Below are 23,777 nucleotides of genomic sequence, written 5' to 3'. Positions count from 1 at the left end.
CAACGGCTGTCAGAATCCCCGCATGTTGGAGACCTCGGCACGACTGCTGCGCCTGCTCTCACTGCTGCAGGCCCACCGCGAATGGTCGGGCGCCGACCTCGCGGACCGGCTCGGCGTCACGCCGCGTACCGTACGCCGCGATGTCGACCGGCTCCGCGAACTCGGCTATCCGGTCCACGCGAGTCCCGGCACGGGCGGCGGCTACCAGCTCGGGGCGGGGGCCGAGCTGCCGCCGCTGCTCCTCGACGACGAGGAGGCCGTGGCGGTCGCCGTCGGCCTGCGTACCGCGGCGGGGCAGGCCATCGAGGGCATCGGCGAGACCTCCGTACGGGCGCTGGCCAAGCTGGAGCAGGTACTGCCCGCCCGGCTGCGGCGCAGGGTCGGCGCACTGAACGCCTTCACCGTCCCGATGCTGCGCGCCCCGCAGACCCAGGCGCTCGACCCGTCCGTGCTCACCGAACTGGCCAACGCCTGCCGGGACGGTGAGCGGCTGCGCTTCGACTACCGCGACCACAACGGCTCCACCTCCCGGCGGACCGCCGAGCCGCACCGGCTGGTCTGCACGGAACGCCGCTGGTACCTCGTCGCCTGGGACGTGGACCGCCGGGACTGGCGTACGTTCCGCGCGGACCGGATCGTCCCCACGCCGCCCCACGGCCCGCGTTTCCCGCCGAGGGAGCCGCCGGCCGAGGATCTGGCCGCCTATGTGTCCAAGGGCGTGTCGACGGCGGCGTACGCGGCAAGGGCGGTGATCCGGCTGCATGTCCCGATCGAGGAGGCGGCCCGGACCGTGGGTCCGTCCGACGGCGTGCTGGAGGCCGAGACCGCGTCGACATGTCTGCTGCACACCGGCGGAACGAGCCTTGATGTGCTGGTCATCCATGTGGTGCTGATGGGCTTCGCGTTCGAGGTGCTCGAGCCGCGGTCACTGGACGACCACATCAGGCAGATCCGGGACCGTCTCTCCCGGGCCCTCGGGGAATGACCCCGGTCGGCCCGGACTCTCCGCCGCCGGCCCGGGCGTCCGCCGACCGGAGCGCCGCGTACTCCGGGTGGTGCAGATCGAAGGCGGGCGACTCCGAGCGTATGCGGGGCATGGTCAGGAAGTTGTGACGGGGAGGCGGGCAGGAGGTCGCCCACTCCAGGGAGCGTCCGTACCCCCAGGGGTCGTCCATGGCGACCCTGGTGCCGTACCGGTGGGTCTTCCAGACGTTGTAGAGGAACGGCAGCGTGGACAGGCCCAGCAGGAACGCGCCGATGGAGGAGACGGTGTTGAGCAGGGTGAAGCCGTCGGCGGCGAGATAGTCCGCGTAGCGCCGGGGCATGCCGTTCGCGCCCAGCCAGTGCTGCACCAGGAACGTGGTGTGGAAACCGGTGAACAGCGTCCAGAAGTGGATCTTGCCCAGGCGCTCGTCGAGCATCTTGCCGGTGAACTTGGGCCACCAGAAGTGGAAGCCGGCGAACGTCGCGAAGACGACCGTCCCGAAGACCACGTAGTGGAAGTGGGCGACCACGAAGTACGAGTCGGTGACATGGAAGTCCAGCGGCGGCGAGGCGAGGATCACTCCGGTCAGTCCGCCGAACAGGAACGACACCAGGAAGCCGACGGCCCACAGCATCGGCGTCTCGAAGGACAGCGAGCCCCGGAGCATCGTCCCGGTCCAGTTGAAGAACTTCACTCCGGTCGGCACGGCGATCAGGAACGACAGCAGGGAGAAGAAGGGCAGCAGCACCGCCCCGGTGGCGAACATGTGGTGCGCCCACACCACCAGCGACAGTCCCGTGATCGCCATGGTCGCGGCGACCAGCGTGAGGTAGCCGAACATCGGTTTGCGGGAGAACACCGGGATGATCTCGCTGATGATGCCGAAGAACGGCAGCGCGATGATGTACACCTCGGGATGGCCGAAGAACCAGAACAGGTGCTGCCACAGCAGCGCCCCGCCGGACTCGGGCTGGAAGACCACCGATCCGAACCGCCGGTCCGCCTCCAGCACCAGCAGCGCGGCGGCCAGCACCGGGAACGCGATCAGCACCAGGATCGACGTGAAGAGGATGTTCCAGGTGAAGATCGGCATCCGGAACATGGTCATGCCCGGCGCGCGCATCCCGATGATCGTGGTCACGAAGTTCACCGAGCCGAGGATCGTGCCGAAGCCGGAGAGCGCCAGACCCATGATCCACAGGTCGGCGCCGATGCCGGGGGAGCGTTCCATCGAGGTGAGCGGGGCGTACGCGAACCAGCCGAAGGCCGCCGGGCCACTGGGCACGAGCAGCGAACCGAGCACGATCAGTCCACCGAAGAGGAACAGCCAGTAGGCGAGCATGTTCAGCCGGGGGAAGGCGACGTCGGGCGAGCCGATCTGCAGGGGCACCAGCTCATTGGCGAAGCCCGCGAAGGTCGGCGTCGCGAAGAGCAGCAGCATGATCGTGCCGTGCAGGGTGAACGCCTGGTTGAACTCCTGGTTGGTCATCAGCTGGAGGCCCGGCCGGGCAAGCTCGGCGCGCATCATCAGCGCCATCAGCCCGGCGACGAGGAAGAAGCCGAACGACGTGATCAGGTAGAGGTGGCCGATCTTCTTGTGGTCCGTGGTGGTCAGCCAGTCCACGAGCACTTTTCCCTGGCGTACGGGCGCCGGCCCGATCGGTGAGTGCGCGGTCTCCGTCCCCATCGCTGCCCCCTTCGCGTGCGCGGCTCGGGCTTCGTCCGGTCGTCGGGACATGATGCTCGCCCCTGGGCGGACGCGACAGAGCGCCTACCGGACGGATAGGCGCGGCAGGCAGGGAAAGGGGAATGGAAGACGGCCCGTCAATTCATCGGACAAGGTGCTCGGACAGAATTCCGGAACGCGTGTCCGAGTTACCGCCGGAAGGGCCCCCAATTGCCGTCGAAGAGGCCGGTTTCCGACACTTCGAGTCAGCGCCTTCGCGCCGAACATATGTCGAGAGCCTGTGACACAAGTGTGACCGCTGAGGTACGTGAGGGTGCTGGCACAACTGCCCGTCCCCCGCTTCCGTCACCGTCCGAGGCCGCCTACGGTGAGGAACATGGCACCGATTCCGACCCCTCCCGTACCGCCCGAGGACGCCCCAGAGTCGTACGTCGGCCTGGACGCGCACGCCGCGGAAGAACTCGCCCACGACCGCGGCTGGGCCCTTGTCCGCGCCCTGCCGCCGGGTTCGATCATCACCATGGAGTACATGCCCGAACGCATCAACTTCGAGGTCGAGGACGACACGGTGACCCGCTGCTGGCTCGGCTGAGACGGCGCCGGGGACGCCGGACCCGACAACGCCGAAGGCCCCGGCCGAAGCCGGGGCCTTCGCGCTGCGGGGGCCGGTCTGTGCGTACCGCCCCCGCGGTCCTGACAAGGGGACCGCCGGGATCAGCCGCCCGTCACCGGCCGCGAGTGCGGTGGCCGGCGGCTGCCGACCGGGGTGACCGGCGTGCGCTCCGAGCGGGCCGTGTGCGCCCGGTGCGTGCCGAGCGGCGGTGCCAACTGGGCCGTCGAGCGGACGGTCGGACGCCCGCCGCTGGCCGCGCCCACCGGCTCGCGCACCGGCTCCTCGCCCTCCTCGGCCAGGTCCCGCCGCGGGAACATCGCGGGCCGCGGCCCACCGGTCGCGACCGGCAGGGACGGCACCAGACGACGGCGTGCCCGCAGCTGCTCGCGTACCGAGAGGATGAACGCCTCGGCCCGGCCGATCGCCGGCTCGCACCAGGGCAGTGCCAGCAGGATCAACAGACCGGCGGCCCAGCCGAGCAGCACGTCGCTCAGCCAGTGCGTACCGAGATAGACGGTGGTGAGCCCGACACCGAGCGCGACCACGGCCGAGACGGCCGACAGATAGCGCCTCGCCCGCGGCGTGGTGGCCAGATAGGCCAGGATTCCCCAGGTCACGACCGCGTTGGCGGTATGTCCGGAAGGAAATATATCGCCGCCGGCGAAGAGCTCGGCGGAGCCGATCTGCGTCGCGTAGTGGGGGCCGAGCCGGCCGAGGCCGATCTTGACCGCGCCGACGGTGACATTCAGCAGCAGCAGCGACGCGCCCAGGGCGAGCAGAGGTCGCAGCGTGTGCTGACGCCAGGAACGCCAGCCGAGCCAGGCCGCCACCATCACGGCCGTCGGACCGCGCTGGCCGAGGACCACGTAGTAGTCCAGGAAGGCGTGCAGCTCCGGCCACTGCTGGTAGGGCCGGAAGAGCATGATCTTCCAGTCGAGGATGACCAGCCAGGACGAGATGAGCACGGCGACGACGATGGCGAGATAGAACGCCAACGTCCCGCCGAAGAGGGCGAGACGCGTGTGGGTCATCCCCGGGATCTCTATCTTCGGCGGTTCCGGCTCCCGGTCCAGCCGGGCAAAGATGTCGGTACGCACCCAATCGACGTTACAGCGAGTGAGTGCCGGTCCCGGCCGATCCGGCCTCTTCGTGATGACCATGTGATGTGGAGTCCGTCTCAGCGAGTGATTTATTCCCGGACAATCCACTAACCCCCGGGACCTTGTGCCCTATTACCGCCGTGAGGCTTTGGCGGAAGTGTGTTTGTACGTCGATGAAATGGCCCGTACGGATGTGAGTACGGAATTCCCGCCGCGATGCGAGACGACGCGCGGGGCGCCCTGAGTGGCGTACGCCACACTCGCGGGCCCGCCGGGGTGAGAGATGGACCACGCGTCCCCCCGGTGAACTCGCGTACGCTGACTGCTCACTCGCCCGTCGATGCCGGGCCGCCCCGGAGGGTCCCGCCCCCGGTCGGCGCCCACCGAGCGCGAGGGATTCACTGGGAGGTACGTACATGTCCGGGACGATCACGGCCGGAGCACGGCTGCGTGCCGCCGGCGGCGGTGCCAACCGCTGGGTCGTCCTCTTCGTCCTCTGCGTGAGCCTCCTGCTGGTCGCGCTCGACGCGACCGTGCTCCATGTCGCCGTGCCGTCCGTCACCGAGGACCTCCGTCCCAGCGGCACCGCGCTGCTGTGGATCGTGGACGCCTATCCGCTGGTCTGCGCCTCACTGCTGATCCTCTTCGGCACCCTCGGCGACCGGATCGGACGGCGCAGGGTCCTGCTCCTCGGATACGGGATCTTCGGCGCCGCCTCCGCGGTCGCCGCCCTCGCCACCAACCCCGGCGTACTGATCGGCGCCCGCGCCCTGCTCGGCGTCGGCGGCGCGATGATCATGCCGGCGACGCTCTCCCTCCTCCGTGCCGTCTTCCCCGACCGGCGCGAGCGGGCCACCGCCATCGGCATCTGGACGGCCGTCGCCGCCGTCGGCGCCGCGACCGGGCCGGTCCTGGGCGGCTTCCTCGTCCAGCACTACTGGTGGGGCTCGGTCTTCCTGGTCAACATCCCGCTGATGGCGCTGATCCTTCCCCTCGGCCGCTGGCTCCTTCCCGAGTCGAAAGGCGCCGCCGACGGACCCTGGGACGTCCTGGGCGCGCTGATGGCGGCGGCCGGTGTCCTCGGTGTGGTCCTCGGAGTCAAGCGACTGGGCGCCATGGACCCCCTGCTGTCCGCGGCGACCGCCGTGCCGCTGCTGGTCGGCGCCGCGCTGCTGGTCCTCTTCGTACGACGGCAGAAGAGCCGCACCCATCCGCTGGTCGACATGCGGCTGTTCTCCCGCGCGACCTTCACCACCTCCGTGGGCTGCATCGTCCTCGCGATGCTGGCGCTGGTCGGCCTGGAGCTCATAGCCGTGCAGTACCTCCAGCTGGTGCTCGGGCTGAGCCCGCTGGCGACCGGTCTGCGGCTGCTGCCGCTGACCTTCGCCGCCATGGCGGCCGGCGCCACCGGGTCGTACACCCTGCACCGCATCGGTCCCCGTCGCATGGTCGGCTGGGGCTTCATGCTCACGGCGGGCGCCGTGCTCCTCCTGCTCCTCATGGGGCAGCACGACCGCCCGCTGCTGCTCACCGTCGGCTTCGTGCTCCTCGGCTTCGGACTGCAGACCACTCTCTTCGGCGCGTACGAGTCGATGCTCAGCGAGGCGCCGGCCGACAGCGCGGGCGGCGCGGCCGCGATCGGCGAGACCTCCTACCAGCTCGGTGCAGGTATGGGCATCGCGCTGCTCGGCAGCGTCATGAACGCGGTCTACGCCCCCGGCCTCGCGTCGATCACCGGCGTCCCGGCCGCGGCGGGCCGCGCGGCCGGCAACTCGCTGGGTGAGGCCTATCAGGTGGCGGCCCATCTCGGTGGGGCCGCCGGCGCCTCCCTGCACGCCGCCGCACGCCACGCCTTCGTCCACGGCCTTCACGTCACGCTGCTGGTCAGCGCCGGTCTGCTGCTCCTCGGCGCGCTGATGGCCCTGCGACTGCCGCGGATCATGGAGTGCCCGGCGGACGAGCCCGAGCGGTCCGCGGACACGCGCGACCAGACTGCCGTCGAACGCGACCAGGCTGCCGTCGCCGTTCCGCCGCAGCCCGTCACGCGCATCGAAGCGAGGCTTCCGGCGAGGCGCGAGGTCGTGGAGCCGGCCCGGTCTGGACGCACGGCACACTGAGCCGTAACGTCAGCGCCGCTGTAACTACCAACGCTAGTTTTACGAGTGTCAGCCGCCGGAGGCCCCGCCATGTCCGCACCCGCGAAGCTCCCGCCCTTCGACCCCAGCGACCCCCTCGGCATCGACGATCTGCTCGACCCCGAGGACCTCGCGATCCGCGACACCGTCCGCGGCTGGGCCGCCGACCGGGTCCTGCCCCACATCGCCGACTGGTACGAGCGCGGCGAGCTGCCCGGCATCCGTGAACTGGCCCGCGAACTCGGCTCGATCGGCGCGCTCGGCATGTCCCTCGACGGCTACGGCTGCGCGGGCGCCACCGCCGTCCAGTACGGACTGGCCTGCCTGGAGCTGGAGGCCGCCGACTCCGGCATCCGCTCGCTCGTGTCCGTACAGGGCTCGCTCGCCATGTACGCGATCTGGAAGTTCGGCTCCGAGGAGCAGAAGCAGCGCTGGCTGCCCGGGATGGCCGCGGGCGAGATCATCGGCTGCTTCGGTCTGACCGAGCCGGACCACGGCTCCGACCCGGCCGGGATGCGGACCTACGCGAAGAAGGACGGCGCCGACTGGGTTCTCAGCGGCCGCAAGATGTGGATCACCAATGGGTCGGTCGCCGGCGTCGCCGTCGTCTGGGCCCAGACCGACCAGGGCGTCCGGGGGTTCGCCGTGCCGACGGACGCCCCTGGCTTCTCCGCCCCCGAGATCAAGCACAAGTGGTCGCTGCGTGCGTCGGTGACCAGCGAACTCGTCCTCGACGACGTGCGGCTGCCGGCCGACGCGGTCCTTCCCGGGGTCACCGGTCTCAAGGGCCCGCTCAGCTGTCTGTCGCACGCCCGCTACGGCATCGTGTGGGGCGCGATGGGCGCGGCGCGCGCGTCGTTCGAGGCCGCGCTGGAGTACGCCAAGAGCCGGGAGCAGTTCGGCAGGCCGATCGGCGGCTTCCAGCTCACCCAGGCCAAGCTCGCCGACATGGCAGTGGAACTGCACAAGGGCATCCTGCTCGCCCATCACCTCGGGCGGCGGCTCGACGCCGGGAAGCTCCGCCCCGAGCAGGTCAGCTTCGGAAAGCTCAACAACGTGCGGGAGGCGATCGAGATCTGCCGCACCTCGCGCACCATCCTGGGCGCCAATGGAATCTCGCTGGAGTATCCGGTGATGCGGCACGCCACCAACCTCGAGTCGGTCCTCACCTACGAGGGCACGGTCGAGATGCACCAGCTCGTGCTCGGCAAGGCACTCACCGGACTCGACGCCTTTCGGTGAGAGGCGCCGCCGGTGAGGCCTGCCGTCAGCTCTGGTTGAAGAAGCCGTCCGTCGCGCGGCCCGCGGACTCCCCGTTGACGATCTGGGTGTCCGCGGGGGTCAGCAGGAAGACGCGGGTCGCGACGCGCTCGATCGACCCGCGCAGACCGAAGGCGAGACCGGCCGCGAAGTCCACCACGCGCTTGGCGTCGGAGGGCTCCATCGCCGTCAGGTTCACGATGACCGGGACGCCGTCCCGGAACAGCTCGCCGATGCTGCGGGCGTCCCGGAAGCCGTCCGGGGAGACCGTCGCGATCCGGCGGCCCTCCTCCTGCGCCGTTTCGGAGGCCACCCGCACCCGCGGGTCGGTCACCCATGCGTCGCCGCTCTCAGCACCCTCGACGTACTCGTCGTCGTAGTAACGCTCGTCGCTGTCCTCGACGAGTCCCAGCCAGGCACTTGCCTTGCGCACCGATCCCATGGACGCCTCCTTTCAGCGCGGTCACTTGTGGTTCCGCACCCCTATGGTCGTCCATGATGCGGATCGCGCGCCAAGTGGATAGTCGGCGCGCAGGGGATTCGTGACGGTACTGGTGCAGAACATGTGGCGATTCGTCAAGGTTCTTCCTTGGTACAGCCTCTGATGGGGCATCGCGGAACAGAAAATATGAAGGTCGGGCCAGACGGGTGATCGAGGGGACGTACGGGTGAACGACCCACTCGATACGATGCCCGGCGCACGTGCGATCGACTCTCGGGGGAAGTGCTCATGTTCGGAATCGTCAGGCCCTGCACGCATCGGCTCAGCGAGGGCCTGAAGACGGAGTGGATGGCCCATCTCTGCGGGCTGTGCCTCGCACTTCGGGCCGACCACGGCCAGTTCGCCCGGGTCGTCACCAATTACGACGGCCTCATCGTCTCGGTTCTGACGGAGGCTCAGACAGGCGTCACGGCCGGCGGCCGGCGCACCGCGGGGCCCTGCCCGCTGCGCGCGATGCGCACCGCCCCGGTCGCCCGGGGAGAGGGGGCGCGGCTGGCGGCGGCGGTGTCGCTCGTCCTGGCCTCGGCGAAGGTACGGGACCACGTGGCCGACGGGGACGGGCTGTTGGCGCGGCGGCCTGCCGCCGCGGCCGCCCGGCGGGTCGCCCTCGGCTGGGACCGGGCCGGGGCCAGAACCGGACGGGCGCTCGGCTTCGACACGGCGGTCCTGGTCGACGCGGTCGACCGGCAGACCGGCATCGAGGCGCTCGCCGGGCCCGGCACGCCCGTCCTCACGGTCACCGAGCCGACCGAGACGGCGACGGCGGCGGCCTTCGCGCACACCGCCGTCCTGGCCGGCCGCCCCGGCAACGCGGCACCCCTCGCGGAGGCGGGCCGGCTCTTCGGCCGTCTCGCGCATCTCCTCGACGCGGTGGAGGACAAGGACGCCGACGCGGCGTCGGGCGCCTGGAACCCGCTCACGGCGACGGGCACCTCACTCGGCGAGGCGCGCCGCCTGGCGGACGACGCGCGGCACGGGATCCGGCTGGCGCTGCGGGACGCGGACTTCGTCGACGACACGCTGCTGCACGTGCTGCTGGTGCACGAGCTGAAGCAGTCGGTGAACAGGGCCTTCGCGACGACCCCCTGCGCCCACCAGCCCCTGCCGGGCAATCCGTACGCCCCGGGTGGCCCGTACGCCCCGGGTGGCCCGGGCGCGCCCCTGCCTCCGGAGCCCCCGAACCGCAGGCGCGGCCTGATAGCCGGCTGCGCGGTCTGGATGGGTCTGGCCTGCACGTGCCAGATGTGCTGCGGCACGTTCGAGGACCCGTGGAGCAGGGAGCGGCGGGAGGGGCTGTGTCATCAGGGGGACTGTGGAGACTGCTGCGATTGCTGTGACTGTTGTTCGAACTGCGGGGATGGGTGCGACTGCTGCGACTGCGGCTGCGACTGCTGATTCCCCCGCCCCGCCCCCACTGAGCCCGCCTTCTCGGGTGGATAAGGTCGAGCACCATGAGCACGGACCCCGAGCAGGACTGGAAGCACTGGCACGAACAGCGCACCGCCGCGGTCGCCGCACCGCACGGCCCGCTCTCCCTCACCGGTACGTACTGGCTCTCCGACTACCCGGAAGGTCGAATTCCGGCCGTCCCCGGGCGGTGGCGCGAAGACGCCGACGAGGTGGTCCTCACGGCCGGTGCCGCGGACTCCCTCACCGTCGACGGCGAGCCCCTGACCGGCGAAGTCCGCCTCACCGCGGACCACGGGCCGGTCCACGCGTCGCGGGTCGCGGCCGACGGCAGGCGTCTGGTCGTGCTGCGCCGCGAAGGGCTGTGGGCGGTGCGGGACTTCGACCCGCGGTCCGAGGCGCGCCGCGACTTCCAGGGCATCGAGGCGACCGCGTACGACCCGCGCTGGTCGCTGCCCGGCACCTTCCGTCCGTACGCACAGACGCGCAGCGTGCGGGTCGAGAACGCCGACGGCCGCGAGCGCGGTCTCGGCCTCGCGGGGGAGATCGCCCTCGAGATCGACGGTGAGCCGCACACGCTTCGCGTCGCGGTCGAGGACGACGGTTCGCTCTGGGCCGTCTTCGCCGATGCGACCAGCGGAAAGGGAAGCTACCGCTTCCGGTTCCTGCGGCCCGCCGCACCTCAAGCGGACGGCTCGGTGACGGTCGACTTCAACCGCGCGCTGCTGCCGCCCTGCGCCTTCGCCGACCACTTCATCTGCCCGTTCCCGCCGCCCGGGAACACCCTGACGACCGGCGTCCCGGCAGGCGAACGGAACCCGCGCGCCCGCTGACCCGTCCCATCCCCGAACGCCGGCCCACGGCACCTCGATCGCCCCGGTGGCACCTTCCCGCCACCGGGGCCCCTGCCGTGCCGCCGTCGGCGGCCGAAAGGCGCCCTTGCGCGCGGAGTTGACGCACCGAATACTCCCGAACAGCGCTTGTCAGGGGCACGCCTTGTCCGAAAACCGGGCAGGCCAGGGCCCCCGGCTGCGCCTCACGGGCCCGAAACCCCACCGCGGGCCCCCGGATTCCCTTCGGGAGGAACGAGAAGTGAGGATCAAGCGCACCACCCCCCGCAATGGCACCGCGAGACGAACCCGCCTCGTCGCCATCACGACCGGCCTGATCGCCGCCGCGGCGCTCGCCGTCCCCACGGCGAACGCCGACTCCAACCAGGCCTTCAGCGCCACCCAGCTCTCCGCCACCAGTGACGCCGTGCTCGGCGCGGACATCGCCGGTACCGCCTGGCACGTCGACAAGGCGACCAACAAGGTCGTCGTCACCGTCGACTCCCGCGTCTCCAACGCGCAGATAGCCGCCCTCAAGCAGAAGGCCGGATCCAACGCCGGCGCCCTGAAGATCGAGCGCACCCCGGGCACCTTCTCCAAGCTCATCGCCGGCGGCGACGCCATCTACGCCACCAGCTGGCGCTGCTCGCTCGGCTTCAACGTCCGCAGCGGCACCACGTACTACTTCCTCACCGCCGGCCACTGCACCGACGGCAACCCGCCCTGGTACACCAACTCCGCGCGCACCACGAGCATCGGTCCCACGGTCGGCTCCAGCTTCCCCGGCAACGACTACGGCCTCGTGCGCTACGCCAACACCTCCCTCGCCCACCCGGGCACGGTCGGCAGCGTCGACATCACCAGCGCCGCCAACGCCACCGTCGGCATGTCGGTCACCCGCCGCGGCTCCACCACCGGCACCCACAGCGGCAGCGTCACCGGCCTCAACGCCACGGTGAACTACGGCGGCGGCGACATCGTCTACGGCATGATCCGCACCAACGTCTGCGCCGAACCCGGCGACAGCGGCGGTCCGCTCTACTCCGGCAGCCGGGCGATCGGCCTGACCTCCGGCGGCAGCGGCAACTGCTCCTCCGGCGGTACGACCTTCTTCCAGCCCGTCACGGAGGCCCTGAGCGCCTACGGCGTCAGCGTCTACTGACAGACGTCCCGTCGGCACACCGCCACGCGCACCGCGTCCGGCAGCCGCGGAGCCCCTGTCCGAAAACTTCGGGCAGGGGCTCCGCGGCTGGACGAACCGCCCACATTTGAGAGGATGTGAGAGCGGTCGGCCACAGGAGAGCGGGGGCGGATGAAGCGGATCGGAGTGACCGGCCACAGGGACATCCCCGACGAGGCGTACGCGCATGTGCGCGCCGCCCTGCGCGCGGTGCTCCGCGGCCATGACGGCTCGCTGGAGGCGCTCTCCAGCCTGGCGGCCGGCGCGGACCAGCTGTTCGCGGACCTCGCCCTGGACTGCGGAGCCGAACTGACCGTGGTCATCCCCAGTGGCGACTACGAGGACGGCTTCGCCGACCCCGGTGAACTCGCCCGCTACCAGGACCTGCGGGAGCGGGCCACCCGCGAGATCAGGATGGCGTTCCCCAAGTCCACCGACGAGGCGTACTACGCCGCCGGCGCCTACATCGCGGACCACTGCGACCGGCTGCTCGCGGTCTGGGACGGCCGCCCGGCCCGCGGCCACGGCGGCACGGGCGACATCGTCCGCTACGCCCGGGAGCGGGGGAAGCCCGTCACGGTCATCTGGCGCGAGGGCGTGGAGCGGGGCTGACGCCGCCCCTCCTGCCGGGCCACGCGCAAGGCATGGGGCGGGGCGTTTGCCCGGGTCTGACGCGAGGCGCGGAGGTGAGCCGTGACCACCGGTCCGTCTGGTCCTCAACTCCGGTGCCGGACCAGCCAGTCGGTGTGCTGGGGCGAGACGATCCTCTCGGTCTCGTACACCGCCGACCCCCACTGTCCCTCGCCGACCGTCGTCTCCATCGCCGTGTGCATCGCCGCGAGGTCCTCCTCCACCAGCGAGTGCGCCGCGATCAGCGGCTGATGCCGGCGGGCCTCGCCCCAGGCCACGCACGCGGCCGCGGCGGCGGACAGCAGACCGGCCGGATCGAACGACTCGTCGGGCGAGAAGGTGTGCACGGCTCCGAAGAAGAGGGCGAGCACGGTGAGGAGCGCGATGGTCGCCGACCAGAGCGCGGTGGCCCGCCGTGACACGACCGTCCGCCGGTGGTACCAGGCGCGCTGCTCGATCAGCCGGTCCCGGACGTAGGTCTCCTTCCGAGCGGGGAAGGGCTTCTCGCGCAGCAGCCGCATGGGCGTGGTGATCAGCTCCGCGCGGGTGCTGTCGCCGGACGCCCGGGGATCCTGCCAGCCCACCTTCCGCAACTCCTGAAGCCCCTCTTCCAGCCGCTCCACGAACAGCCGGTCGGGGTCGGGGGAGCCGGCGTCGAAGGGGGTGCCGTGGACCGCGTACCGCCAGCACAGGGACTTGATGAACTCGGCCGCGGAGCGATTGAGCTGCCAGTGCGACTTGGCCCGGCGGCGGGAGGCGCGGAAGGTGACCACGAGCACCCCCGCGTACGCCAACGCGCTCAAGGCGCTCGGCAGCTGGAAGGAGTCCCCGATCCGCCACCCCTGGGGCAGCGTGGCCAGGCCCGCGCCCAGGACCAGGAGCAGCAGTTGCAGGCGGGTGTTCGTCACCGCCTCACGCTGACGCGTGACGGCCAGCTCGTCCGTGCGGTGGAAGAGAACCGGCAGGTCGGCGTTACGGAAGACCATGCTCTGCAATGGGCCCGGAATCCCGGTCATGCGCACCCCCCGGTCGCGCTTTCGCCTTCGCTTCCTCCAATGGAAAGTGCCATGAGAGTAAAGTCGTATCGCTGGGCACCGCAACGGTGCGCTCCCGGCCGCCGGTGGCAAAGAAGCGTGACGCTTTTCGCGGCGAATCGTGGCGCTGTTCGTGTGCGTGCCCCCTCCTTCCCCCGCCCTAAACTGGCCGCATGGCGGACGGTGTTGTTGGTGACCTCAGGCGATTAGGCGTACGAGAAGGGGCCGTGCTCCTGGCGCACGCCTCGCTCAGCGGGACCGGCCTGGACGCGGACGTTCTGCGGGAGGCGCTGCGGGAGGCGCTCGGCCCCCGGGGCACCCTGGTCGTCCCGGCGTTCACCCCGGAGAACTCCGACACCTCACCGCAGTACCGGACGAGCGTCCAGGGACTGTCACCCGCGCAGGAAGCGGACCACAGGGCGCGGATGCCGGCCTTCGACCCGGACACCACGCCCTGCCCGGCGATGGGCAGACTGGCGGAGTCGGTGCGCACCGCCCCGGGAGCCGTGCGCAGCTCCCACCCGCAGACCTCATTCGCGGCGCTCGGCCCCCGTGCCGCCGAACTGCTCGCCGGACATCCGCTGCACAGCCATCTCGGCGAGGACTCGCCTCTGGGCGCGCTCTGGCGGGCCGACGCGCGGATCCTGCTGATCAATGTGGGGTTCGAGGCCTGCACCGCGTTCCACCTCGCCGAATACCGCACCGGATCACCTCCGCGCACCTATCGCTGTGTCATCTCCGGGGAGCGGGGACCGCGGTGGGTGGAGTACCACGACGCGTGCCTCGACGACAGCGACTTCGGCGCGATCGGCGGTGCGCTTCCCCGGCAGCTGGAGCGGAAGGGCCCGGTGGGGGCGGCCTTCGCGAGACTGGTCTCGCTGCGGGACGCCGTGGATCACGCCGTGCGGTGGATGACCGAAAAGCGTACGTCGATTTCAAGACAGGACTAGTCCTTACCCCCTGACCATCGGCCGGTCGCACCCGGTGTTCGCAATCGGAACCGACCAGGAGGGATCGGGGGCGCTCGACGGGCAGGGGGCGCACCGGAGTTGGCGCGTGCGCGTCCTGAAGTCGACCTTGTGTGCTACCCGTCGGTCTCGGAATAGTGGGCGGCTCCATCCTCCGTGTCAGGGCACCCCACTTGCCCCGACGCGGCCCCCCACAGGAGGTCGATCGTGAAGCACCGACGCATACCCAAGAGGCATGCGGCAGTGGCCGGCGGAGCCATAGCGGCTCTGGTGGTCGCGGGAATCACCTTCCAGACTGCGAACGCCAGCGAGGAACCACAGCAGTTCAGCGTGAAGAAGCTCTCGGCGACAGCGGCCGGAAACCTTGCCTCGACGCTCGGCGACGACCTCGGCGGCGACGCGGCCGGGGCCTACTACGACGTCTCCTCCCAGGCGTTGGTCGTCAATGTGGTCGACGAGGACGCGGCCGACGCCGTGCGCGAGGCGGGCGGCAAGGCCAGAATCGTCGAACACTCACTGGCCGAACTGACCGGCGCCCGGCAGACCCTCAAGAGCCGCGCCACCATTCCCGGTACGTCCTGGGCCGTCGACCCGGTGACCAACAAGGTGATCGTCACGGCCGACCGTACGGTCAAGGGCGAGGCCTGGGCGAAGCTCTCCGGAGTCGTGAAGGGCCTCGGCTCCCGGGCCGTACTGAAGAAGTCGGCGGGGGAGTTCAAGCCGTTCCTCGCGGGCGGCGACGCGATCCACACCGGCGGCGGGCGCTGTTCGCTCGGCTTCAACGTCGTCAAGGACGGTCAGCCGCACTTCATCACCGCCGGACACTGCGGCGAGGCGGGCAGCGAGTGGGCCGAGTCCCAGGGTGGGCCGGCGATCGGCACGATGGTCGACTCGCAGTTCCCCGGCAATGACTTCGCGCTGGTCAAGTACGACGGGGACGCCGAGCACCCGAGCGCGGTCGACCTCTACAACGGCAGCAGCCAGGAGATCACCCGGGCCGGGGAGGCGACCGTCGGGATGAAGGTGTCCCGCAGCGGCTCCACCACCCAGGTCCACGACGGCGAGGTCACCGGCCTCGACGCGACGGTGAACTACGGCAACGGCCAGATCGTCGAGGGGCTCATCCAGACCACGGTCTGCGCAGAGCCGGGCGACAGCGGCGGCTCGCTCTTCGCGGGCGACACCGCGATCGGTCTGACCTCGGGCGGCAGCGGCGACTGCTCGTCGGGCGGGGAGACCTTCTTCCAGCCGGTGCCGGAGGCGCTGGCGGCGTTCGGGGCGGAGATCGGCTGACGGGAGCCGTTTCCGGACACAGGGGCCGCCCGGCCGTCGCCGGGCGGCCCCTGCCCGCATCCCGGTAGCCGTTTCCCCTGCCGGCTCCCCGTGCTGTCCGCGCCCGGCCCCACCCTGCGGGCTCGCGACCCGGCCGGCCGACACGCGGCCGTGCACCCGGCGGGCTCGCGACCCGGTCGGCTCCCACCCGACGGGCTCACACCCGGTCGGCTCCCAGCGTCCCGTTCCGGTCCACCCCCACGGCTCCCTCCTCGGTGTCGCTCGTCTTCCGCAGCCCCGCCATGACCAGTGTGATCACGCTGCCGACCACGGCCCAGGCGGAGAGCACCAGCATCGGCCCGGTCATCGCGTTGCCCTTGAAGTAGGCGATCGAGCGCGCCGCCCATGTCCCCGCCCCCGGTGGGAGGGCCGGGCCGATCGCCCGCCAGAAGTCCGGCAGCATCGGGGCGGGGAAGGCGCCTCCCGCGCTGGGATTGCCCGCGATCACGATCAGCAGGACCGCCAGACCGATGCCCACGATGCCGGTGAGCGCCTGGAGGGCGAGCGTGGCCGCGCCGACCGCGAAGACGACCAGGGCGCCGAGACCCCACAGCGCCACCACGCTGCCGGGCAGCGCGCCGAGGATCGGTCCGACGATGATCGCGCCACCGAGGCCGCCCGCCAGGGCGGAGAGTGCCATGACGCCGAGCCGGATGACCGCACGCTCGGGGTTCGCGGGCCGGGAGCCCGCGCTGATCGCCAGGATCGAGGCGCAGAGATATCCGCCCACGCACCATCCGACGACCAGATAGAAGGCGGAGAGGCCGTCGAAGTCCCGCGCGGACGCGGGGGCCACGTCCACCGTCCGCACGGTCCGGCCCTGGGGCTTCTCGATCACCGTGGTGATCCTCTCCAGGGCACTGGAGAGGACGGTGCCGCCGCCCGATGCGACGAGCAGTGTGTCCCTGGTCCCCCTCGGGTCGATGATCAGGGCGCCGTCGATCTCGCGGTCCATGATCTTCTTCCGGGCGCCTGCCTCGTCGGTGATCACCTTCGGGTCGAGCGGGTCGCCGGGGAGCTTCGCCAGCCGGTCCGCCGCCTGCCGCGCCGCGGGGCCCGGCGCGACCACACCGAAGGGGACCTCCTTGGGCTTCGGGTTGTGCAGCGCGCCGACGTAGGACGCGATGAACAGCAGTTGCAGGGCCAGCACGCCGATGACGAGCAGGGCTGCTCGCGGGGTGACGGCGCTCTTCAGTTCCTCGGCGAAACTCATGCCCCCACGCTCCGGGGCGGCCCGTGCGCCCGCAGGTGGGCAGGGGCCGAATGGCTGAAGAGAAGTCGTTCGAACATTCGTGTCGTACGTGCGTTCGAAACTGGTCTATGGTGGTGGTGGGGGAGGTGAGACGGATCGATCCAGGAGGTGCGGATGCCCGGGTTCACGCACCTGCACACGGCGTCGGGCTTCTCCCTGCGCTACGGGGCCTCGCACCCGTCGCGACTGGCCGAGCGCGCCGCCGAGCGGGGCATGGACGCCCTCGCCCTGACCGACCGCGACACCCTCGCGGGCACGGTCCGGTTCGCCCGGGCCTGCTCCGAGGAGGGCGTACGAGCCCTGTTCGGAACGGATCTCGCGGTGGGCGGACCGCCGGGCCCCAAGGGCGGCACCACCGAGCGCCGCCGCACCCCCGTGCGCGGCGGCGCCTTCGTCGACGAGTCCGCCCCCCGCACCGTCTTCCTCGCCCGCGACCGTCGCGGCTGGACCGCGTTGTGCCGCCTGGTGACCGCCGCCCACGCGGCCGGTGCCGCCACCCCGCTGCTGCCCTGGTCCGACAACCACGGCGAAGGGCTGACCGTGCTCCTCGGCCCGGACTCCGAGGTCGGCCGCGCCCTCGCCGCCGGCCGCCCCGACCGGGCCGTCCGTCTGCTCGCGCCCTGGCGGGAGGTCTACGGCGACGACCTGCGCCTGGAGGTCGTGCACCACGGCCGCACCGGTACCGGCCCCGGCTCGCTGCGGCACGCCGCCCGCACTCTCGGCTTCGCCGCCGAGCAGGGCGTACGGGCCGTACTCACCAACGCCGTCCGCTATGCCGACTCCGGCCAGGGCCCGGTCGCCGACGTCCTCGACGCGGCCCGCCGACTGGTCCCCATCGACCCCCGCAGGGGCCTGGACAGCGGTGAGCGCTGGCTCAAGGACCCGGAGGTGATGGCCCGTACCGCCGAGCGGGTCGCCGAGGCGGCCGGCTTCCGGCGTGAGGGCGCGCACCGCCTGCTCTCCCTGACCGAGGAGACCGCGGCCGCGTGCGTCGTCGACCCCGAGGACGACCTCGGCATCGGCTCCGCCCACTTCCCCGAGCCGTATCTCGTCGGCGCCGCGCACCGCACCGCGCAGCGCGTACTGGCCTCCCGGGCCGCCGCGGGCATGGTGCTGCGGGGATACGAGGACAGACGGCAGTACTGGGAGCGGATGTGGAGCGAACTCGACATCATCGCCCACCACGGTTTCGCCACCTACTTCCTGACGGTGGCCCAAGTCGTCGACGACGTACGGGGGATGGGGATCAGGGTCGCCGCGCGCGGCTCCGGCGCCGGGTCGCTGGTGAACCATCTCCTCGGGATCGCGCACGCCGACCCGGTCGAGCACGGGCTGCTGATGGAGCGCTTCCTGTCCAAGCGGCGCATCGCCCTGCCCGACATCGACATCGACGTGGAGTCCGCCCGTCGGCTGGAGGTCTACCGCGCGATCATCGACCGCTTCGGCACCGAGCGGGTCGCCGCCGTCGCCATGCCCGAGACCTATCGGGTCCGCCACGCGGTACGGGACGTGGGCGCCGCCCTCTCCATGGATCCGGCCGAGATCGACCGGATCGCCAAGTCCTTCCCGCACATCCGGGCCAGGGACGCCCGCGCGGCCATGGACGAGCTGCCCGAACTGCGCGGGCTGGCCGAGGAGTTCCGGAGGGAGGGAGGGAAGTACGGTCGGATGTGGGAGCTGGTCGAGGCGCTGGACAAGCTGCCGCGCGGCATCACCATGCACCCCTGCGGGGTGCTCCTCTCGGACGCCTCGCTGCTCACCCGTACGCCCGTGATGCCGACCAGAGGCGAGGTCCCCCTCGGCCCCGGGGGCCGGGGAGGCGCCCCCTTCCCGATGGCGCAGTTCGACAAGGACGACGTGGAGGAGCTCGGGCTGCTCAAGCTCGACGTCCTGGGGGTGCGGATGCAGTCCGCGATGGCGCACGCGGTCGCCGAGGTCGAGCGGGCGACGGGGGAGCGGGTGGACATCGACGCGGTTCCGGAGGGCGACCCGAAGACCTATCGGCTCATCCAGTCCACCGAGACGCTGGGGTGCTTCCAGATCGAATCGCCGGGTCAGCGGGACCTGGTGGGCCGTCTCCAGCCCGCGACCTTCCACGACCTGGTGGTCGACATCTCGCTCTTCCGGCCGGGGCCGGTGGCCGCCGACATGGTGCGGCCGTTCATCGAGGCCAGGCACGGCCGCGCGCCGGTCCGCTATCCGCACCCCGACCTGGAGGAGGCGCTGAAGGAGACCTATGGCGTGGTCGTCTTCCACGAGCAGATCATCCGGATCGTGAGCATCATGACCGGCTGCGGCCGGGACGAGGCCGACCAGGCCCGGCGCGGTCTCTCGCACCCCGAATCGCAGGCGAAGATCAAGGTCTGGTTCGCGCGGCGGGCGGAGCGGCGGGGCTACGGATACGAAGTGATCGCGCGCACCTGGGAGATCGTCGAGGCCTTCGGGTCGTACGGCTTCTGCAAGGCGCACGCGGTGGCCTTCGCCGTGCCCACCTATCAGTCGGCGTGGCTCAAGGCGCACCATCCGGCGGCCTTCTACGCCGGGCTGCTCACCCACGACCCCGGGATGTATCCGAAGCGGCTGCTGCTCGCGGACGCGCGGCGACGAGGGGTGCCGGTGCTTCCGTTGGACGTGAACCGCTCGGGCGCCACCCATCGGATCGAACTGGTGTCTGAATCGCCTCGGGTGTGGGGCCTTCGGCTCGCGCTCGCGGACGTCCATGGCATCAGCGAGGCGGAGAGCGCCCGGATCGAGTCCGCGCAGCCGTACTCCTCGCTGCTCGACTTCTGGGAGCGGGCCAGGCCGCGCAAGCCGGTCGCCGAACGGCTGGCCCAGGTGGGCGCGTTGGACGCGTTCGGCGCCAACCGCCGCGATCTGCTGCTGCACCTCACCGAGCTCCACCGCACCCAGCGGGGAGCGGCCTCCTATGGCGGTCAACTCCCGCTGGCACGCGGCCGGAAGACCGCCTCCATCGGGCTGCCCGATCTCGACGAGGCGGAACGCCTCAGCGCCGAGCTGGGTGTCCTCGGCATGGACGCCTCACGCCATCTCATGGGCGACCACCACGCCTTCCTCGAAGAGCTCGGCGTGGTCTCCGCCAAGCGGCTGCGCGAGGCCGAGCACGGACAGACCGTGCTGGTCGCGGGGGCCAAGGCCGCCACCCAGACCCCGCCGATCCGCTCCGGCAAGCGCGTCATCTTCACCACCCTCGACGACGGCACCGGTCTGGTCGACCTCGCCTTCTTCGACGACTCCCACGAGGCGTGCGCCCACACCGTCTTCCACTCCTGGCTGCTGCTGGTCCGGGGAGTGGTGCAGCGGCGCGGGCCGCGCAGCCTCAGTGTGGTCGGCGCCGCCGCCTGGAACCTCGCGGAGCTGGTGGAACTGCGCGCCGCAGGAGGGCTGGAGGCGGTCGGCGCACGGCTGGCGGAGCCGGTGGCCGGCGCGCCCGAGGGCGGCGACGGCGGCCGGCGGATCCGGATGTCGACGGGATACGAGATGAACCCCTGGGCGGACCTCCAGCCGGCGGGCGAAGGGGTGCCCACGGGGCGGAAGCTGTGGCACCAGAGTCCGGGGAGCGCGGGATGATCCTCTGTGTACGGTTCCGGCCGGGCCCCGCCCACGAGGTCCTCATGCCCCAGCTCATGGGACTGCTCGGCGAGTTCACGCCGGTGGTGGAGGCGGTTCCGCCCGACACCGCGCTCGCCGACGTGCGCGGCTCCCTGCGCTACTTCGGCCGGCCCGCCGCCGACCTGGCGGCGCTGATACGGGTCAGGGCGCTCGCCCTGTACGGAGTGGACTGCGTCATCGGGGCCGGCCCCAACCCGATGCTGGCCCGGATGGCGGCCCGGGAGGCCCGGCCCGGGGTCACCCTCGTCGTCGACGATCCCGTGGGCTTCCTTGAGGAACGTCCGATCGCCGCGCTGGACGGCGTCGGCCGGGCCACCGCCCGCACCCTCTGCTCGTACGGCCTCGACTCGATCGGCCGGGTCGCCGCCGCGCCGCTCGCCGTCCTCCAGCGGCTCATCGGCGCACGCGCCGGGAGGGACGTGTGGGAGCGGGCGCGTGGCATCGACCGCACGCCGGTCGTCCCGAACGCCGCCGCCCGGTCGCTCAGCGCCGAACGCGCCTTCCCGCGCGATGAGCTGGACCAGGACAGGCACCGCCGCGCCCTGCTCTCGCTCGCCGGGGAACTGGGCGCGCGGATGCGGGCCGAGGAGCAGGTGTGCCGCTCGCTGACGCTCACGGTCCGGTACGCCGACCGCTCCACCACCACCCGCACCCGCACGCTGCGCGAGCCGACCGCCCACTCGGCGGAGCTCACCGCCACCGCGTACGCCGTCCATGAGTCGCTCGGGCTGCAGCGGGCCCGGGTGCGGGGGATCGCGCTGCGCGCCGAGGGGCTGACCCCCGCCGAGCGGGCCGCGCATCAGCTCACCTTCGACCCGACGGACGAGAAGGCGCGTCGGATCGAGGCGGTGGCGGACCGGGCGCGGGCGAGGTTCGGGCCCCGGGCGGTCCTTCCGGGCTCGCTCGCGGCATAGCCGCCCGCTCGGAGTACCCCGAACGGGCCCCCTATCACATGCCGATGAGTGGCCTCCCCCTTACCCCGGGTACTTTCCCTCAGTTTTTACCGGCGCGTAACTTCCCAGTTGTGGTTACTGGTGCGTACGTTGTCGTGAGCACTCATCCCCCTTGTGGTCCGGGCCGCAGGCATCCCCAGTCGTCGCCATTTCCCTTGAGCCGCAAGGAGATCGCCCGATGCTGCCCTGGAAGAAGCGCGCCCAGCGCGCGTTCAGACCACTCGCCGTCCTGCTCCTCGCCGCAGCCGCCACCGTCGCCCCCACCGCCTCGGCCCAGGCCGCCCCCACCGCCTCGGCCGAGGCCGCCACCGCCACCAGCAGGGGCTGGAACGACTACACCTGCAAGCCCTCGGCCGCCCATCCGCGCCCGGTCGTCCTCGTCCACGGGACGTTCGGGAACTCCATCGACAACTGGCTGGCCCTCGCCCCTTACCTGGTCAACCGTGGATACTGCGTCTTCTCCCTCGACTACGGCCAGCTGCCGAACGTGCCCTTCTTCCACGGGCTCGGCCCCATCGACAAGTCCGCCGAGCAGCTCGACGTGTTCGTCGACAAGGTGCTCGCCGCCACCGGGGCGGCCAAGGCCGACCTCGTCGGCCACTCCCAGGGCGGCATGATGCCCCGCCATTACCTCAAGTTCCTCGGCGGGGCGGAGAAGGTGAACGCCCTGATCGGCATCGCACCCGACAACCACGGCACCACCCTGCTCGGACTCGCCGAGCTCCTGCCGTACTTCCCCGGAGCGGCGGACCTGCTGAGCGAGAACACCCCCGGCCTCGCCGACCAGGTGGCCGGGTCCGCCTTCCTCACCAAGCTGAACGAGGGCGGCGACACCGTGCCGGGTGTGAAGTACACCGTCATCGCGACGAAGTACGACGAGGTCGTCACCCCCTACCGCAGCCAGTTCCTCACGGGGGACGGCGTTCACAACGTCCTCATCCAGGACAAGTGCGCGCTCGACCTCTCCGAGCACGTGGCCATCGGCATCCTGGACCGGATCGCCTACCACGAGGTGGCCAACGCCCTCGATCCCGGGCGGGCCACGCCGACCACCTGCGCGTCGGTCGTCGGCTGAGGCGTGAAGGGGCCCATGTCCGCCGGACATGGGCCCCTTCCGTCCGACCGACCGGTCAGCGGCCGTGACGCCCCACCGGGACGGACTTGCGGCGGGCCGTGCCGAACAGCAGCGCGGCGCCGAGCGCCAGGATCGCGGCGCCGCCGACGGCGAGATACGCGGTGCCGCTGTCACCACCGGTCTGCGCGAGGTTCTCCGTGCCGGGCGCGGCCGGGCTCGGCGTGCCCGCACCGGCTGCCTCGGGCGCGTTCGCCCGGGTCGGCTCGGCCTCCGGCTCCTCCGGCCGGGGTGCGGGCGCGGTCTCCTTCGCACCGGTCTCGGCCTTGTCGTCACCATGGCCGTGGTGCTCGACCGACGACTTGTCCGCGCCGTCCTCGATCTCCCGCTCGCTCGGCGCGGACGCCGTCGGAGCCGGCGCCCCCGAACCGCCGTTGTCCTTGCCGAAGACCACGTCGGAGCAGGTGTAGAAGGCCTCGGGCGAGTCGGAGCGCTGCCAGATCGAGTAGATCAGGTGCCGGCCGGACTTCCTCGGCACGGTTCCGTCGAAGACGTAGTCGCCGTTCTCCATCCGCGGGTCGGTCACCTTGGCGAACGGCTTCTTCTCCAGGTCCGACCACTTCAGCGGCTTCGACGGGTCGTAGCCGTCCTTGGTGACGTACAGCTCGAAGGAGCCCCTGTGGGGAGCGGTCCCCTTGTAACGGAAGGTGTGCTTACCGGACTTCAACCGGCTCGACGGCCAGTCGGCGCGCGCCAGATCGAGCCCCCTGTACTTGTCGTTGCCGGCGCTGCACAGCTTGCCGTCCGGGATCAACTGCCGGTGCTTGCCCGCCGCGTTGGCGATGTTCACCGCGTTCCAGTCGTAGAACGCCTGCGCCCCGCTCGCCCGGACCGCCGCCTGGCACGCCGCTGACCGGGGGCTCTCCGGCCCCTCCGCATAGCAGGCGGAGACCCGGCTGACCGGATCCGTCATCGACCCGTGCGCGGCGGCCGGAAACGCGGCCAGCCCGGCGAGCGCGACCGGCCCGATCCCCAGGGCGACGACGGCGGCGGCCTTGCGGCGTGCGGTCATGGTGACGATCTCCTTCGGCAGGGGCGTGTGGGGGACCCGTGGACGGGCGCACGAGGACGGTCCGATCCGGCGGCGCAGCCCCCCGAGAGCTACGGCACCGACGGTTCGGACCCGTCCCGGCGATCAGCAAACTAG

At 71.4% G+C, this 23,777-nt stretch carries 19 protein-coding genes; 13 read left to right on the top strand and 6 right to left on the bottom strand.

Features of this window, described 5'->3' with window-relative positions; translation table 11 throughout:
* Positions 1 to 22: 22 nt before the first annotated feature.
* Positions 23 to 985 (top strand): helix-turn-helix transcriptional regulator, encoded by a 963-nt coding sequence (locus tag ACZ7J0_RS26320; RefSeq protein WP_470891324.1) that lies wholly within the window; start codon positions 23 to 25, stop codon positions 983 to 985.
* Here ACZ7J0_RS26320 and ctaD read toward each other — a convergent pair.
* Positions 942 to 2,672 carry an aa3-type cytochrome oxidase subunit I gene (gene ctaD / locus ACZ7J0_RS26315; protein WP_470891322.1) on the bottom strand — a complete coding sequence of 577 codons (1,731 nt, stop codon included), beginning with the start codon at positions 2,670 to 2,672 and terminating at the stop codon, positions 942 to 944. The genes ACZ7J0_RS26320 and ctaD overlap by 44 nt on opposite strands.
* 376 nt (positions 2,673 to 3,048) lie before the next feature.
* Here ctaD and ACZ7J0_RS26310 point away from each other — a divergent pair, with 376 nt between their 5' ends.
* A complete protein-coding gene (locus ACZ7J0_RS26310) occupies positions 3,049 to 3,264 on the top strand; it encodes an I78 family peptidase inhibitor (RefSeq protein WP_468709637.1) in 216 nt (71 codons plus the stop codon).
* A 122-nt stretch (positions 3,265 to 3,386) separates the two neighbouring features.
* Here the strand turns inward: ACZ7J0_RS26310 and ACZ7J0_RS26305 are convergent, their stop codons facing one another.
* A complete protein-coding gene (locus ACZ7J0_RS26305) occupies positions 3,387 to 4,382 on the bottom strand; it encodes a phosphatase PAP2 family protein (RefSeq protein ID WP_469123062.1) in 996 nt (331 codons plus the stop codon).
* A 419-nt stretch (positions 4,383 to 4,801) separates the two neighbouring features.
* Here ACZ7J0_RS26305 and ACZ7J0_RS26300 point away from each other — a divergent pair, with 419 nt between their 5' ends.
* Both ACZ7J0_RS26300 and ACZ7J0_RS26295 read left to right on the top strand, forming a co-directional pair.
* Positions 4,802 to 6,502: an MFS transporter gene (locus ACZ7J0_RS26300; RefSeq protein WP_470891319.1), complete on the top strand. Its 1,701-nt coding sequence runs from the start codon at positions 4,802 to 4,804 to the stop codon at positions 6,500 to 6,502.
* Positions 6,503 to 6,571: 69 nt separating this feature from the next.
* Positions 6,572 to 7,762 (top strand): acyl-CoA dehydrogenase family protein, encoded by a 1,191-nt coding sequence (locus ACZ7J0_RS26295; RefSeq protein ID WP_470891317.1) that lies wholly within the window; start codon positions 6,572 to 6,574, stop codon positions 7,760 to 7,762.
* Between the two features lie 25 nt (positions 7,763 to 7,787).
* Here the strand turns inward: ACZ7J0_RS26295 and ACZ7J0_RS26290 are convergent, their stop codons facing one another.
* On the bottom strand, positions 7,788 to 8,222 hold the full coding sequence (locus ACZ7J0_RS26290; RefSeq protein ID WP_470891316.1) for a cell division protein SepF: 435 nt from the start codon (positions 8,220 to 8,222) through the stop codon (positions 7,788 to 7,790).
* 288 nt (positions 8,223 to 8,510) lie between these two features.
* On the opposite strand from ACZ7J0_RS26290, the gene ACZ7J0_RS26285 reads away from it, so the two are divergent.
* From ACZ7J0_RS26285 to ACZ7J0_RS26270, 4 genes are all read left to right on the top strand, one after another.
* Positions 8,511 to 9,677, top strand: a complete 1,167-nt coding sequence (locus ACZ7J0_RS26285; RefSeq protein ID WP_470891314.1) for a DUF5685 family protein — start codon at positions 8,511 to 8,513, stop codon at positions 9,675 to 9,677.
* 56 nt (positions 9,678 to 9,733) lie between these two features.
* Complete coding sequence (locus tag ACZ7J0_RS26280) at positions 9,734 to 10,522, top strand: DUF1684 domain-containing protein (RefSeq protein WP_470891312.1); 789 nt, start codon at positions 9,734 to 9,736, stop codon at positions 10,520 to 10,522.
* Positions 10,523 to 10,781: 259 nt separating this feature from the next.
* Complete coding sequence (locus tag ACZ7J0_RS26275; protein ID WP_470891310.1) at positions 10,782 to 11,681, top strand: S1 family peptidase; 900 nt, start codon at positions 10,782 to 10,784, stop codon at positions 11,679 to 11,681.
* A gap of 150 nt (positions 11,682 to 11,831) precedes the next feature.
* Positions 11,832 to 12,311, top strand: coding sequence for a hypothetical protein (locus tag ACZ7J0_RS26270; protein ID WP_470891308.1), 480 nt, complete (start codon positions 11,832 to 11,834; stop codon positions 12,309 to 12,311).
* A gap of 104 nt (positions 12,312 to 12,415) precedes the next feature.
* On the opposite strand, the gene ACZ7J0_RS26265 is transcribed toward ACZ7J0_RS26270, so the two are convergent.
* Positions 12,416 to 13,315 carry a DUF4231 domain-containing protein gene (locus tag ACZ7J0_RS26265; RefSeq protein ID WP_470891416.1) on the bottom strand — a complete coding sequence of 300 codons (900 nt, stop codon included), beginning with the start codon at positions 13,313 to 13,315 and terminating at the stop codon, positions 12,416 to 12,418.
* Positions 13,316 to 13,590: 275 nt separating this feature from the next.
* On the opposite strand from ACZ7J0_RS26265, the gene ACZ7J0_RS26260 reads away from it, so the two are divergent.
* Together ACZ7J0_RS26260 and ACZ7J0_RS26255 are read left to right on the top strand one after the other, a co-directional pair.
* Positions 13,591 to 14,313 carry an AAC(3) family N-acetyltransferase gene (locus ACZ7J0_RS26260; protein ID WP_470891306.1) on the top strand — a complete coding sequence of 241 codons (723 nt, stop codon included), beginning with the start codon at positions 13,591 to 13,593 and terminating at the stop codon, positions 14,311 to 14,313.
* A gap of 225 nt (positions 14,314 to 14,538) precedes the next feature.
* Positions 14,539 to 15,624, top strand: a complete 1,086-nt coding sequence (locus ACZ7J0_RS26255) for a S1 family peptidase (protein ID WP_470891305.1) — start codon at positions 14,539 to 14,541, stop codon at positions 15,622 to 15,624.
* 196 nt (positions 15,625 to 15,820) lie between these two features.
* Here ACZ7J0_RS26255 and ACZ7J0_RS26250 read toward each other — a convergent pair whose 3' ends face one another.
* Positions 15,821 to 16,876 (bottom strand): ABC transporter permease, encoded by a 1,056-nt coding sequence (locus tag ACZ7J0_RS26250; protein ID WP_470891303.1) that lies wholly within the window; start codon positions 16,874 to 16,876, stop codon positions 15,821 to 15,823.
* Positions 16,877 to 17,029: 153 nt separating this feature from the next.
* Between ACZ7J0_RS26250 and ACZ7J0_RS26245 the strand changes: the two genes are divergently transcribed.
* The 3 genes from ACZ7J0_RS26245 to ACZ7J0_RS26235 all read left to right on the top strand — a co-directional run bounded on the left by ACZ7J0_RS26245 (position 17,030) and on the right by ACZ7J0_RS26235 (position 22,573).
* Complete coding sequence (locus tag ACZ7J0_RS26245; RefSeq protein ID WP_470891301.1) at positions 17,030 to 20,503, top strand: DNA polymerase III subunit alpha; 3,474 nt, start codon at positions 17,030 to 17,032, stop codon at positions 20,501 to 20,503.
* Positions 20,500 to 21,459 (top strand): DNA polymerase Y family protein, encoded by a 960-nt coding sequence (locus ACZ7J0_RS26240; RefSeq protein ID WP_470891299.1) that lies wholly within the window; start codon positions 20,500 to 20,502, stop codon positions 21,457 to 21,459. Before ACZ7J0_RS26245 ends, ACZ7J0_RS26240 begins: the two co-directional genes overlap by 4 nt.
* Before the next feature lie 217 nt (positions 21,460 to 21,676).
* Positions 21,677 to 22,573 carry an esterase/lipase family protein gene (locus ACZ7J0_RS26235; protein ID WP_470891297.1) on the top strand — a complete coding sequence of 299 codons (897 nt, stop codon included), beginning with the start codon at positions 21,677 to 21,679 and terminating at the stop codon, positions 22,571 to 22,573.
* A gap of 55 nt (positions 22,574 to 22,628) precedes the next feature.
* Here ACZ7J0_RS26235 and ACZ7J0_RS26230 read toward each other — a convergent pair whose 3' ends face one another.
* Positions 22,629 to 23,642, bottom strand: coding sequence for a lytic polysaccharide monooxygenase auxiliary activity family 9 protein (locus tag ACZ7J0_RS26230; RefSeq protein ID WP_470891295.1), 1,014 nt, complete (start codon positions 23,640 to 23,642; stop codon positions 22,629 to 22,631).
* Positions 23,643 to 23,777 lie beyond the last annotated feature (135 nt).

The sequence above is a fragment of the Streptomyces sp. NPDC038280 genome (genome assembly GCF_055600045.1).
The sequence above is the reverse complement of the archived record's forward strand: the minus strand, read 5'-3'. Positions and strand labels throughout refer to the sequence as shown.